Here is a 14303-nt window from a genome sequence, read left to right on the forward strand (position 1 = left end):
AAGTATAACTTTTTCACTTTATCATATCTTTTGTGATTTTGTAACTGAAAGTATAAGGGTTAGAAAAAGTAATTTTCTGAAAAGTTAAATGGTGATAGTATAGTAAAGGGGTAAGTAGGAGAATGGCTTTAATGGGGTACATATAAAATCAGTGGGGGAATTAAATATGTATAAAACATTTCTATTTGACTTAGATGGAACATTAACGGATCCGAAAGAAGGGATTATAAATTCTGTTCTATACGCGTTAGAAAAAATCGGGATTGAAGAAGTATATATAAGCGAGTTAGATTCATTTATCGGCCCACCAATACAACAATCTTTTGTAGATAGATATAATATGAACGAAATAGAAGTAGAACGAGCAGTGTTTTACTTTCGGGAATATTTAAAGCAAAGTGGTTTATTAGAGAATAAAGTATACGATGGAATTACAACTCTATTGCAAGAATTAAAGGATGCTGGCAATCGTTTGTTTGTAGCGACATCAAAACCTACTGTATTTGCGAAACAAGTAATAGAGCACTTTCAGTTAACAACTTTTTTTGAAGAGATTGTAGGGAGTAATTTAGATGGGACAAGAATAAAAAAGGAAGAAATAATTGCTCATATTTTACAAACAAATGAAGAACTTAAAAAAGAAGAAATGGTGATGATTGGTGATAGAAAGCATGATGTAATCGGTGCGAACAGTAACGGAATTGCTTCAATAGGTGTATTGTATGGATATGGTAGTGAGATTGAATTGAGTGATGCTGGGGCGATTCATATAGTGAAAGATGTCGAAGAGTTACAAAGCTTTTGTATAGAGAATAGTACGATAAAACTATAGAAATAGAACCTAGAAATCCTTTTATAACATATGACGATGAAATCGTTTTTGTTTAAAGGGATTTTACATATGTAATCGAATACTATAATTAGACAATTTTAGCATGAAAAATTTGTAATAAAGTGAAACTTTGATCAGTGGAGGCTTTTTCCATCCTCCACAAATTATCAGCCCGCATCAATCGGGATTTTACGGGCAGTTGATATCCCGCCTAGCTTCCGCGCATTTGCTGAATTTTAAGGTGGGAGTGTTACTGCCCGCAAATAGCGGGATAAAAAGAGGAGGAATGTCATGAAATAAAAGGGTTTGAAATCCCGGTAAAAGTCTGTTGTTAAAAGATTGAATTTTCAGTTTAAAAGGAGGGTTATAATTGGAGCTAGTTATTATATTATTAGCACTTAGTTTACTCATGTTTGTAGCATATAAAGGATTTTCTGTAATATTATTCGCACCGATTTTTGCATTATTTGCGGTATTTTTGACAGAGCCTAGTTTTGTATTACCTTTCTTTTCAAATATTTTCATGGAGAAAATGGTAGGATTTATTAAATTATATTTCCCTGTGTTTTTACTTGGAGCAATATTTGGAAAAGTAGTAGAAATGTCAGGAATCGCTGATTCCATCGCAAAGACCATTGTAGAGTTAGTTGGAGAAAAACGTACAATTTTAGCGATTGTTCTAATGGGGGCTATTTTAACGTATAGCGGTGTTAGCGTATATGTAGTGGTGTTCGCTATATTTCCGTTTGCGGATAAGTTGTTTCGACAAGCGGATATTCCGAAGCGTCTAATCCCTGGAACGATTGTTCTTGGAGCAGTAACGTTTACAATGGATGCGCTACCTGGATCACCACAAATTCAAAACGTAATACCTACAACCTTTTTTAAAACGGACATTTATGCTGCGCCGATACTTGGTATTGTAGGGGCAATTTTTGTTCTTACATTAGGTTTACTATATTTAGAAAGTAGACGTAAGAAGGCAAAAGCCGCAGGAGAAGGGTATTTTGGTTTTAACGATGGAAATTCTGAAATGGCAGCATCTTTACAATTAGAACAAAAAGATATGCCGATACTAAGCGGTATTGAAATCACAAGAGTGCAACAGGTGATTGCGTTTGTACCACTTATTTTAGTAGGTGTAATGAATAAAGTTTTCACAATCATGATACCGAAGTGGTATCCGAATGGCTTTGATTTCTCAGCTATTGGTATGAAAGCATTTGGAAAGGTTGAATTAAGTGCAGTAGTTGGAATTTGGTCTGTAGAATTGGCACTTATTATAGGGATTCTATCAACACTTTTATTATATTGGAAACGGGTAGTAACTGGATTTCAAGCTGGTTTGAATACAAGTATTGGTGGAGCGCTACTTGCAACAATGAATACAGGAGCTGAGTTTGGGTTTGGTGGTGTTATTGCCGCACTTCCTGGCTTTGCGATAATGAGAGATGGCATCTCTGCAACGTTTACTAACCCATTAGTAAATGGGGCAGTAACGACGAATATTTTAGCTGGAATTACAGGTTCAGCATCAGGAGGAATGGGAATTGTGTTAAGTGCGATGGGGGATAAATTTATTGCTGCAGCAACGCAATATAACATTCCATTAGAAGTTATGCACCGCATTGTATCAATGGCGTCAGGTGGAATGGATACATTGCCGCATAATGGTGCAATTATTACAATATTGACGGTAACGGGATTAACACATAAGCAATCATATAAAGATATTTTTGCTATTACAGTTTTGAAAACGGTTGCTGTATTTGGAGTCATCACGTTCTATACTTTAACAGGAATCTATTAATAAGAGTTAATATACGAAAAGAAAATATTCATTAGGATAAGAAGGGGTGGAGTACTTGCAAGAAGTTGCTGAATTTCGTATGCCGAAGTCTGTATTATATGGGAGAAATTCGCTTGAAAAACTAGGGGAGCAATCAAAAAAGTTAGGGAAAAGGGCTTTTATTGTGAGTGATACAATTATGGAGAAATTAGGGTATGTTGAAAGTTGTATTACGCAATTAAATGCGAAAGGGATTACTGTTAGTACATACAATAAAGTGAACGCTGAGCCTACAAATATACACGTATTAGAAGCTTTATCTATTTGTAAAGAAGGGAAATGTGATTTTATTATCGGTATCGGCGGAGGAAGTTGTATTGATGTTGCGAAAGCAATTGCAGTGTTATATACAAATGGTGGGGAAATTGAAGATTACGTACAAAAGGATGTTGAAATAGAAAAAGATCCGCTACCGCTTATCGCAATTCCAACAACTTCTGGTACTGGATCGGAAGTAACAAGTGTAGTAGTAATTACGAATAAAAAAACGGATGTAAAAATGATGATAAAGCATCCGAGTTTCACTCCACAAGTAGCGATTATTGACCCGATTTTAACACGTTCGTTACCACCTCATATTACTGCAGCAACAGGGATAGATGCATTATGTCATGCAATTGAAGCTTATTTTTCTAAAGTTTCACAACCTCTTACAGATGTTCTTGCTCTGTCGGCTATTGAAAGTATTATGAAATATTTACGTATCGCATATGAAGATGGAGATAATATGGAAGCAAGGGAAGCAATGATGATTGCTTCATTGCAAGCTGGGATTGCTTTTTCAAATGCATCTGTTACATTAGTGCATGGTATGTCTCGTCCAGTGGGAGCATTATTCCATGTACCACATGGAATATCGAATGCAATACTATTACCTACAGTTTTAGAATATACAAAAGCGAAAGCAGTAAGAAGGTTAGCTGACATAGGACATAACTTAAACAAAGATTTATATTCTCATTCTGAAGAAGAAGTAGCCAACTACACGATTGCTGAAATTAAGAAACTTTGCTTTGATCTTCGTATTCCTAATTTAAGAGAATACGGAATTGGGGAAGTTGAATTTGAAAATGCTATTTCTAAAATGGCGAAAGATGCTATTGCAAGTGGTAGCCCAAGCAATAACCCGAGAGTTCCATCATATGAAGAAATAAAAGAATTGTATCGCAAATGTTTTGATTATCAATATGAGTCTACTACAAGAGTTGTTTTCTGAATATTCTATAATTATTTCCGTGGAAATGAATAATATTCCTATACATTCGATCGCATATATTAGGATGGGGATTTGATTTATTATAGTAATGAAACGTTATTTATTGTGTATAAATTACATTATGAATTGTGTGTTTGAAAATATTATTTAAAAGGAGAATATATGAAGTTAATAGGTCTTATTGGCGGAATGAGCTGGGAGTCATCTACTGAGTATTACAAAATGATAAATGAAGAAGTAAAAATGAGATTAGGTGGATTACATTCAGCGAAATGTCTACTTTACAGTGTTGACTTTGAAGAAATTGAGCGATATCAATCTGAAGGGGATTGGGATAAAGCGGGAGAAGTATTGGGAAATGCAGCTTCTTCTTTGGAGAAGGGTGGTGCTGATTTTATAATAGTTTGTACAAATACAATGCATAAAGTTATTAAGCATATAAAAAATAGAATCAGCATCCCAATATTACATATTGCTGATGCAACAGCGAAGGAAATAAAACAACATGGAATTCAATCAGTTGGTCTACTCGGGACAAAATACACGATGGAGCAGGATTTCTATAAATTACGTATAGAAGAAAATGATATAAAAGTAATCGTACCAACAGAAGAAGATAGAGAGACAGTAAATAAAATAATATATAACGAATTATGCTTAGGAAAAATAAACCAACAATCAAGAGAATATTTTAAAAGTGTAATGGAAGATTTAGTGCAAAGAGGGGCAAAAGGCATAATATTAGGGTGTACGGAAATAGGGCTATTAGTAAAACAGGAAGATTCAATAGTTCCTTTATTTGATACAGCGCGCATACACGCAATTGAAGCTGTGAATATGTCTTTAATAAGTAAAGATAATTTTATTATGTAAACAATGACCGTGTGAGTGGAAAATGTTCAGAAAATATTTTATAATGTAAGTGGTTACATTCAAGGGGGAATGCGGATGTTTTCAGTTCAACCAATCGCATTTGTACATAATGAAAGAAAGGAAATATAAGATGATGAGTGGGGAGATGTAAGATCCTGTATTACTTTAACTGATATGTATACTGAGGAAAGTATACAAGGGGTTGAAGACTTTTCTCATATTGAAGTTATTTTCTATTTTCATAAAGTAACAGATGAACAAATCCAGTATTCTGCTAGACACCCTAGAAATAATAGTAATTATCCAAAAGTAGGGATTTTTGCACAGCGTGGAAAAAATCGTCCGAACCGACTAGGAGCGACAGTTGTTAAAGTGATAAGAAGAGATAGAAAAACAATCGTTGTTGAAGGATTAGACGCAATCGATGGTACACCTATATTGGATATTAAGCCTGTTATGAAAGAATTTATACCGAGAGAAGAAATAAAGCAGCCTGAATGGGCAACGGATATTATGAAACAATATTGGAAGGGGAATACAGTAAAATGAGAATATATGAGGCAACAATTGCAGATTTAGATGGACTAGCATCGGTTTTTAATAATTATCGCGTATTTTATCGACAAGATTCCGATATTGAAGGAGCAAAAGTATTTTTACGAAATCGAATCGAGAGAAAAGAATCCATTATTTTCGTGGCAGTTGAAGATGGAGAATATGTCGGGTTCACGCAACTATATCCATCATTTTCTTCTATTTCGATGAAAGAGTTATGGATTTTAAATGATCTGTTTGTACAAAAGGCGAAGCGCGGAGCTGGAACAGGTAAAAAATTATTAGAGGCCGCAAAAGAATTCGCATTAGAAAATGGTGCAAAAGGTGTAAAATTACAAACAGAGATTGATAATTTATCAGCACAGCGATTATACGCTGAAAATGGTTATTTGAGAGATAATCGTTATTTCCATTATGAATTAACTTTTTGAAATACACATAGTTAAATGAGACGTTTTCAAAGTGAAGACGTCTCATTTAATTTTTTATTGATGATTTAAAATCCAATTTGTAGCATCTTCAAAGTTTTCTGCAATGTAGTTTGGTTCAATATGTGCCCATTTATCTCGGAACGTATGTAAAGCATCATATCCAGCACCAGTTTGAACTAATATAGTCGTTGCATTTGCGTTTGCACCAGCAACAATATCCGTCCAGCGATCACCGATTACAGCGCATTTTGTTAAATCAAGCCCATGTTTTTCCGCTGCTTGTAGGAGCATACCTGTGCTCGGTTTGCGACATTCACATCCATCACCATGTTTATGAGGGCAAAGGTAAATATCATCAAAACCAAACTCTTTTAATTCTTTCGCAAAATCATTCACGGTCGCTAGTCCATCTGCGATACCTGGTTGATTAGTAAAAGAGAAAAGCTTTATATTTTTTGCTTTTAATTTTTGTAGAGATTCTTTCGTAAAAGGAAATAATGTGAAAGAACCTGGATAATGTATTGTAGTATCCCCACCAATTGTTCCGTCACGATCAATGAATATTGCTTCAATGTTTGTCATAGTTATAGTCCTTTCTTTGTACCAGTAGTTTAAAAATATTTTACAAATCGATACCCATTTACTTCATAGCCCAATTTTTCATAGAAGGGGTGTGCTTGTTTGCGGTTCATTCCACTAACAAGCCAAGTACCAATACAGTCATGCTCTTTTGCTAATTGTTCTGCATAATCCATTAACACTTGTCCAATACCTTTTCGACGTATTGTAGAATCAACACTAATAATTGAAATCTCTCCATAACGAGTTACATCTTCTAAATTTTCACGTATACGAAATCCTAGTAATCCAAAAATAGTATTATCTTCCTCATATACATATAAAAAATCAAAAGGGCTCATTTTTACGAATTTTAAACGATTCTTCATATCTTCAGTAGAGATAGAGGATCCTTTTAATTCTTTTGTGAGAAAACAAAGTGAATCTATATCATATATAGTCGCTTCACGAATTTGAACTGACATATGATCAACCCCATTTACTTTAAAATCTTCAAACATTAAATATTCTGTTGAATTATGTTTTTTCCTGCTACCGAAACAAATATTTTAGAAATGATATAATACTATATTAAGAGGGATATGTTATCATTTTCCTTGATTGTATTGTAAATGGAAAGAAGGGGAATGTATGCTAGAAGTGAATATTCGCTCAGCAGGATATGAAGTAGGTGAAAAGACAGTTCACGATATTGCATTTGCAATTGAAAAAGGCGAGTTAGTTGCTCTTATTGGCGCAAATGGCGCAGGAAAGAGTACGACAATTAAATCGATGCTCGGTTTGCTAGTCAATATGGATGGTGAAATTTCGTTTGGTGAAAAGAAAAATCCATATGCATATGTACCGGAGCACCCCACTTATTATGATTACTTAACTTTGTGGGAACATATTGAATTGCTAATGGCTGCCCGTGGAAATGAAGTGAGAAATTGGGAGGACAAAGCAAGGGAATTATTACATACGTTTCGAATGGAAAAACATATACACGAGTACATATCAAAGTTTTCAAAAGGTATGAAACAAAAGTCGATGCTTATATTAGCATTTTTAACAGAGCCAGATTTTTATATTATTGATGAGCCTTTTATCGGTTTAGATCCAGTAGCTACGAAAGAATTTTTGAATTACTTATATAAAGAAAAAGAGCGAGGAGCTGGAATTTTACTTTGTACACACGTACTAGATACTGCAGAAAGGATTTGTGAAAGGTTTTTGCTTATTTCGAAAGGGACATTAGTAGCAGATGGGAAATTAGACAAAATCCAAACATTAGCAGAAATGCCAAGGAGTCCATTGTTAGACTGTTTTGATGCAATTGTAAGGCGGGAACAGCATGATTAAACAACAGTTTAATAAAAGGTTACGTCATGAATTGCAAAAAAAATGGAAGTCGATTCGTTCTGTTACAGATTGGACAGTCGCATTATATATTATTATTCCAGTACTTATATTTGCGGGGATTTACTATCGTTCACTATGGATGAAAGAATTATCGATGGAAGAAACCGTTTATTTTGGATTAGGCTTACTCGCGTTTTATTTTGTCACATTTTCAAGAGGAGTTCGCTCGTTTTTTGAGCAAGCAGATAGCTTATTTTTAATTTCGTATCCAAATCATATGCAAAAATTAATGAGGATTGGCATGATGTATACGTTTATTCGGATTGCAATAACGAACGTAATTGTAATATTTATTATGTTACCTATATTGATGAAAAGTATGGGAGCGACAAGTATACAAATCGTACTATTTTGGATTTTCTTTACTGTTTTTCGATTTACGTTATCGTTGTTGATGAGATTCATAAATGTACGTGTGGGGAAACGATGGGTTTTATGGATAGTAAAAGATGTTGTATTTTCTATTAGCTTAATTTTTTTTGGAATCAGTATATTTTTTATTTATAAAAATCCGTTGTACTCAGTATTATTTATCGGTCTAGCAGCTTTACTTACTGTAGTCTTAGTAAAAGAAAAGATGAATTATAAAAAATTCTTTTTTAAAGAAGTTGAGAAAGAAAAAGAAGAAAGTATGCGCTGGACTGTAGGGATTATGCAGGTTGGTGGTCATGCAGCTAAACCGAGTAGTTCGAATAAAAAACCATGGATGTTTCCTCGTTCTAAAAAGATATTAGGAAAAAAATCTGATTCGCGTATTGTAGAAGCTTTTTTAAAAGAATTTTTGCGTACAAGTAGTGCTTTCATGTTTTATATTCAAATTGTATGTATAAGTACTGTAAGTATTATCGTGACTCCGAAGTGGATAACAGCTATTATTCTTGTATTTGCTTTAGTTGCTATTTCTCGCTATGCACGCGATTATTGGAATGAATTTACGAAGAAAATGTTTCTACATTTATATTGTGACGAAGGAGAATTACTATTATTAAGATGGAAGGCGGATCGTTATTTGCTCTTTCCAACCGTATTCATATACGGGACGGTCATCCTTTCTCAGTTTTATTTATTGCCAGCAGTAATAATTGGGTTTATTTTTATAGTATTCATTGGTTGGATTGTATTTTTACCATAGAAAAAGAGCCGGAAACGGCTCTTTTTCTAGTCTGTAACACACTGATAAATAAAATATACTAAAAGGAGTATGCTTGCGGCGGAGTACAGGGCATCTAAAGTCATCTGATCGCCTCCTCGTTGTTGTATATATAGTGTATGAAATCTTACAATTTCATATTCAAGTGAAAAATATGTGAACGTTAACAAAATTGTAAAGTGCAAAAATTACAATCATTTTGTATAATAGAAGAAACAATCGTTATATAAAATATAATGAGCGAAAGGGGAGGGAACATAAATGCCAAATTGGTTTAGAAAAACCTTAGTCGCATTAATTACCGTATTTACATTTGGTTTAGTGACGCCTCCTTCCATATTACTTGATAATGCCAAAGCTGCGGACAAGCCTACGAGCACAGCTGGGCAACAAAATTTGGAGAGTACGTCCTATACATATGAAGAAACGAAGGATAGGTTAACCACCGATACCTTTATTAATTATGCGATGCAAGAAGCAGAGAAGCAATCTATGCAAAAATTCGGCTCTAAAATTGGGCCTGTAATTGAAGATGAATTTAAAGATGTTGTATTACCTAAAATTGAAGAAGCAATTGCAGAACTTGCCAATGATGTGCCAGAAGAATCGTTACAATCATTAGCGATTTCTCAAAGACCGGCTGGCGGAAATAATGAAAAGATTTTTCATGTTTATGACACGAAATCAGGAAATGACTTACTGCGATTTCATGTGAGGCGAGATCATCCACCGCAAGATGGATATTATTTTAATTTCCACTATCATCGTTTTGATGATGGATACTCAGGACACCATGAGTTAGGAAATATTTATTGGAATACGAATGTACCGCCGAAATGGCTGTCTTAAAGAAGAACAAGAGAAAATCTTGTTCTTTTTTTATATTTATGAAAGGGGAAGACATTTCTGTTGTTGAATAACATATGTTTAGGAAAAAAAGCAAAGGGAGTATGGGAATGCAAAAATACATTGTTTTTGATTTTGACGGCACATTAGTAGATTCACAAAATATATTTGTACCAATTTATAATCAACTTGCTGAAAAGCACGGATATAAAACGGTAAGGGAAGAAGAAATTGAGTATTTACGTAAATTAACGATGCCAGAGAGATGTAAAAAGCTTGATGTACCTCTGTATAAACTACCGATATTAGCGCTGGAGTTTTATAAATTGTATCAACCTGCTATAAAAGATCTCGTTTTGTTCCATGGGATGAAAGATGTATTAGATGAACTACATAAAAAAGGCTACGGAATTGCAGTCATATCATCGAACTCAGAAGAGCATATTCGGGCATTTTTACACAATAATGATATAGAAAATATACAGGAAGTGTATTGTTCTAAAAATTTGTTTGGTAAAGATAAAATGATAAAAAGATTTTTAAAATCGAAAAAGCTAACAGAACAAGATATGTTGTATGTCGGTGATGAACAACGTGATATAGCAGCTTGTAAAAAAGCTGGTGTAAATGTAATTTGGGTTTCTTGGGGATATGACGTTATTGAAACGGTAAAAGGGGATGCGCCAGATTATATGGTCAATACGCCAATGGAAATAATGCAAGTAGTACAGGGAGCGCATTCTTAATATGAATACACTTCGAGCAGGTATTCATCATATTGAATTTTGGGTAGCAAATTTAGAGGAGTCTATTTCTTTTTACGATATGTTGTTTTCAATAATTGGATGGAGAAAATTAAGCGAAGGAGCATATAGTACGGGAGAAATTGAAATATATTTTAAAGAAGTAGACGAGGAAAATTGTAAGGACGTTAGGACTGAGACATATTTGTTATCAAGCTATTAATAGAAAAGTAGTTGATGAGGTATCGGGATTTTTAGTCGATACTAATGTGAAGATTATATGTGGTCATATCGAAATAAAGCATTATTCGGATGGGTACTATACAATAGACTTTTATGACCCGAATGGTTTTATTGTAAAGGTTGCGTATACACCGAATGCGGAAATGTAAGGGGAATAGACATGAAGACAATTACAGCATGGCAAAACAATATACAAATAGTAAAAGATGCAGTGGATATTGAAGAAATTTCTAAAGGTTTCTCACCTGATAAGAAATATATAATTACGAGTGCGAGTAATGAAAAATATTTATTGCGGACAGGCGATATAAAAGAGTATGAAAGGAAGAAAATAGAGTTTCAAATTTTAAATGAAATGCAAAACCGTAGTGTGCAAGCACAAAAACCAATTGAAATGGGTTTGTTGGCAGAAGAAGGTGTATGCTATGGCATTTTTTCTTATATAGAAGGGGAAGATGCGAAGAAGCTATTACCTACGTATTTACCCAAAGAACAATATGATATTGGTATAGAGGCAGGAAAAGATTTAGCAAAAATGCATACATATGAAGCTCCCAAGGACTTACTGCCTTGGCATGAAAGAGCAATGGAAAAACATAGAAAATATTTAGAGGCATATAAAACATGCGGAATTAAAATAGAAAATGATGATAGAATTATTAAGTTTATAGATGAAAATGAAATGTATGTAAAGAACCGCCCAAATCGATTTCAACACGATGATTTTCATTTAGAAAATATAATTGTACGGGATGGGAAATATGTAGGTGTTATTGATTTTAATGGCTATGATTGGGGCGACCCACTTCATGATTTCGTAAAGATTGCATTATTTGCAAGAGACATTAGTATCCCGTATTCAATCGGACAAATAGAAGGATACTTTAATGGTAGAATACCAGAGGAGTTTTGGAAATTATATGCGGTGTACGTTGGCATGACGGTTTTCTCTTCAGTTGTTTGGTGTTTACGAGCAGCACCACATATGTTAGATGATATGTTAGAACGTCTTACTATCGTTTTAGAGGATCATAAAAACTTTGAATTATCGAAGCCGATTTGGTTTGATAGTGAAATGATGAATAGAAAATAAGGATAGTAGGTGGGAAATCTCACACCTGCTATTTGTAAATAACTCATGAGATGGTCTCTTTACATACTATATATGTAGTTTTTTTATGAAGGAATGAAAACCTTGATGTCTCCATTATAATAAAAAAAGGGGGTGAATTATTGAAAATCAGGCAAGGCAAATATGAAGAAATAAAATTACGCGATAGAATCCCAGGAATGGTTGAATATATAGAGGACACAATGTTACCTACTGGTTTTCACTATTATATTCCTCCTCACTGGCATAGAAGTATTGAAATTAGCCTAGTCGTATATGGAGACGTTTTCTTGTATGTGAATGGGCAAAAAAAGAAAGTATCTGCTGGCGAATTTATTTTTGTAAATAGTGGAGATGTTCATGAATTTGAAAAAGTTGAAAATATAAGTTGTGCAGTCATGATGCTAATTATTTCTTATGAATTTCTTAAAGAGCTAAATGAAGATTTTGATAAATATAGATTTAATATAAAAGAATCAGTTGTTCAGAAAACTAACCTCCAGCAAATGTTTTATGAATTAAAGGGGTTAGTTACAAATTCTGATGATTTAACTTATATAAAAATTAATAGTTTAATTTATGAAATTGTTTATATTCTATTGCGATATTGCAAAGATGGGGAGAATATAGACAATGATTTTCAACTTGAAAGTAGACAGAAAGAAAAAATTACGTATATTTACAAACATTATGATGAGGAACTAAAACTGAAAGATGTGGCTAAACATTTTTTTGTAAGTGAAGAACATTTTTCACGTATGTTTAAAAAATCATTCGGATCAAATTTCACCACTTTTTTAACGAGATACAGGCTCTATAAAGCGTATGAAGATATTATTAGAAGTACGAATTCTATACAAGATATAGCGCTGAAACATGGATTTCCAAATGTGAAATCATTTATTTCACAGTTTAAAGACAAATATGGATATACACCATTACAGTATAGGAAAAATATCATATCAAAAAAAGACTATAATCGAATCAAATATGAACAACAATAAAAATACGTTCCATGGTACATTTTGTACATGGAACGTATTTTTATTTAGTAAACGGGAAGCTATATAATCCTGAATAATGAAAGCGCTTGAATTTAGAGGGGAGAAATATTAGATGACTAGAAAATATGACTTAGACTTATTAGAACAAATTCAAGAAAAACAAGAAACCATCAATGTGCAGGGGGCAAAAGTCTTAGTAAAAAACATACCAGATTGCGATGAAAAAGGAGCGATGGATCCACGCCTTTATAAGGATACGAAGGTTCAAATGAATGTAATGAGGTTTATGCCTAAAAATATGATGAAAATGGATGCTTCTGAAAAATCGGTAAAGAATATGCGAAAACAATTTAATGGAATTAAAAGTGTTCCAATTGTCACTAAAGACATAAATATTGCGCATAAAACAGTGAAAGCGGAAGATGGCTATGATATACCTATAAGAATTTATAACAGTAGTACTAAACGAGAGAATGCACCAATTTTATACTTTATTCATGGTGGCGGATTTATGGCAGGATCACCAGATGTAGTAGAAGAACTTGTGAAATTGATAGTGGAAAAAACAGATATATTAGCTGTTTCTGTGGATTATCGATTAGCTCCAGAAAATCCTTTTCCAACTGGGCATACAGATTGTTACACTACTTTAAAGTGGATTTATGAGAATGCTGGCACATTAGGCGGTGATAAGAATAATATCTTTGTAGCAGGTGATAGTGCAGGAGGGAACTTAACACAGTATTGTACAACTAAAGATTTGGAAGATGGTAGGAAGTACGTGAAGGGACAGTTGCTACTGTATCCTACAATTAACATGTGTGATTATGAAGATGAGTTTTATTCTTGGAGTATAGATAAATATGAAATTGCTCCAAAGTATAAAAAAGGATTAGAAAAAATGCTTAATATGATGCATTCAATGGTTGGAGGTATGTCAGAAGTACTGGGTACGAAAGAAATTAATTCTAAGTATTTAAGTCCATATGTTGATGTATCCCCAGACTATCCATGTACATTTATTACGGTAGGAGAGCATGATTTTTTAATGATAGAATGCTTAGCTTATGCAGCTAAATTAACTAACAAAGGAGTTGATACCGAAACAATCCTTTATCGAGGTTTAGGGCATGCTTATGGAGATAACGTGGGTGTTTATCCTCAAAGTGAAGATTTAGCAAATGAAATGGGGAATTTTATATTAAAGCATAGTGGAAAGTAGGGAGCATGATGAAAAATAGAAAAGTGATATTAATTGCTAGCTTTGCTATTTTACTATGTATCTTTGCATTTACAGACTTACAAATATCCAATAGTTTATATGAACCAACTAATAAGATTGCTCTTTTTTTACATGCTAAAGGAGTATTTTGAGCTTATATAATGATGAATGGTTTGAGTAGTACTAAAGTGTTATTTGTTTAATTAGATAAATAAATTAATGGTTTTAGATAAAATTTCTACTTGTGA

14 protein-coding genes and 3 pseudogenes are annotated in these 14303 nt (G+C 33.5%); 15 read left to right on the forward strand and 2 right to left on the reverse strand.

What is annotated here, in order from left to right; translation table 11 throughout:
- The first annotated feature begins 166 nt into the window (after positions 1-166).
- From BAU27_RS15225 to BAU27_RS15255, 6 genes and pseudogenes are all read left to right on the forward strand, one after another.
- Positions 167-832 (forward strand): HAD family hydrolase, encoded by a 666-nt coding sequence (locus BAU27_RS15225; RefSeq protein WP_071771339.1) that lies wholly within the window; start codon positions 167-169, stop codon positions 830-832.
- Between the two features lie 370 nt (positions 833-1202).
- Positions 1203-2642, forward strand: coding sequence for a GntP family permease (locus BAU27_RS15235; protein ID WP_071771341.1), 1440 nt, complete (start codon positions 1203-1205; stop codon positions 2640-2642).
- Between the two features lie 55 nt (positions 2643-2697).
- A complete protein-coding gene (locus BAU27_RS15240) occupies positions 2698-3897 on the forward strand; it encodes an iron-containing alcohol dehydrogenase (RefSeq protein ID WP_071771342.1) in 1200 nt (399 codons plus the stop codon).
- Between the two features lie 162 nt (positions 3898-4059).
- Positions 4060-4770, forward strand: a complete 711-nt coding sequence (locus BAU27_RS15245) for an aspartate/glutamate racemase family protein (protein ID WP_071771343.1) — start codon at positions 4060-4062, stop codon at positions 4768-4770.
- 75 nt (positions 4771-4845) lie between these two features.
- Positions 4846-5319, forward strand: a pseudogene (locus BAU27_RS15250) (SAM-dependent methyltransferase).
- Positions 5316-5756, forward strand: a complete 441-nt coding sequence (locus BAU27_RS15255) for a GNAT family N-acetyltransferase (protein WP_071771344.1) — start codon at positions 5316-5318, stop codon at positions 5754-5756. The pseudogene BAU27_RS15250 and the gene BAU27_RS15255 overlap by 4 nt, the downstream one beginning before the upstream one ends.
- Positions 5757-5810: 54 nt before the next feature.
- On the opposite strand, the gene BAU27_RS15260 is transcribed toward BAU27_RS15255, so the two are convergent.
- Together BAU27_RS15260 and BAU27_RS15265 are read right to left on the reverse strand one after the other, a co-directional pair.
- On the reverse strand, positions 5811-6338 hold the full coding sequence (locus BAU27_RS15260; RefSeq protein ID WP_071745216.1) for an HAD-IIIA family hydrolase: 528 nt from the start codon (positions 6336-6338) through the stop codon (positions 5811-5813).
- Positions 6339-6367: 29 nt separating this feature from the next.
- Positions 6368-6799, reverse strand: coding sequence for a GNAT family N-acetyltransferase (locus BAU27_RS15265; protein ID WP_071771384.1), 432 nt, complete (start codon positions 6797-6799; stop codon positions 6368-6370).
- Positions 6800-6965: 166 nt separating this feature from the next.
- Here BAU27_RS15265 and BAU27_RS15270 point away from each other — a divergent pair, with 166 nt between their 5' ends.
- The 9 genes and pseudogenes from BAU27_RS15270 to BAU27_RS33565 all read left to right on the forward strand — a co-directional run.
- Positions 6966-7676, forward strand: coding sequence for an ABC transporter ATP-binding protein (locus tag BAU27_RS15270; RefSeq protein WP_071771345.1), 711 nt, complete (start codon positions 6966-6968; stop codon positions 7674-7676).
- On the forward strand, positions 7669-8868 hold the full coding sequence (locus BAU27_RS15275) for an ABC transporter permease (protein WP_071771346.1): 1200 nt from the start codon (positions 7669-7671) through the stop codon (positions 8866-8868). The genes BAU27_RS15270 and BAU27_RS15275 overlap by 8 nt, the downstream gene beginning before the upstream one ends.
- Before the next feature lie 279 nt (positions 8869-9147).
- Positions 9148-9735: a YpjP family protein gene (locus BAU27_RS15280; protein ID WP_071771347.1), complete on the forward strand. Its 588-nt coding sequence runs from the start codon at positions 9148-9150 to the stop codon at positions 9733-9735.
- 107 nt (positions 9736-9842) lie between these two features.
- Positions 9843-10478, forward strand: a complete 636-nt coding sequence (locus BAU27_RS15285; protein WP_071745212.1) for an HAD family hydrolase — start codon at positions 9843-9845, stop codon at positions 10476-10478.
- Position 10479: 1 nt separating this feature from the next.
- Positions 10480-10867: pseudogene (locus tag BAU27_RS15290) on the forward strand (VOC family protein).
- A gap of 11 nt (positions 10868-10878) precedes the next feature.
- Positions 10879-11811 carry an aminoglycoside phosphotransferase family protein gene (locus tag BAU27_RS15295; protein WP_071771348.1) on the forward strand — a complete coding sequence of 311 codons (933 nt, stop codon included), beginning with the start codon at positions 10879-10881 and terminating at the stop codon, positions 11809-11811.
- A gap of 140 nt (positions 11812-11951) precedes the next feature.
- Positions 11952-12833, forward strand: coding sequence for an AraC family transcriptional regulator (locus BAU27_RS15300; RefSeq protein ID WP_071771349.1), 882 nt, complete (start codon positions 11952-11954; stop codon positions 12831-12833).
- A gap of 112 nt (positions 12834-12945) precedes the next feature.
- Complete coding sequence (locus BAU27_RS15305; RefSeq protein ID WP_071771350.1) at positions 12946-14055, forward strand: alpha/beta hydrolase; 1110 nt, start codon at positions 12946-12948, stop codon at positions 14053-14055.
- A gap of 8 nt (positions 14056-14063) precedes the next feature.
- A pseudogene (locus BAU27_RS33565) lies at positions 14064-14198 on the forward strand (phosphatase PAP2 family protein); the annotation flags it as partial.
- Positions 14199-14303: the final 105 nt, after the last annotated feature.

Source organism: Bacillus sp. NH11B (genome assembly GCF_001884205.1).
Taxonomy (GTDB): Bacteria; Bacillota; Bacilli; order Bacillales; family Bacillaceae_G; genus Bacillus_A; species Bacillus_A proteolyticus.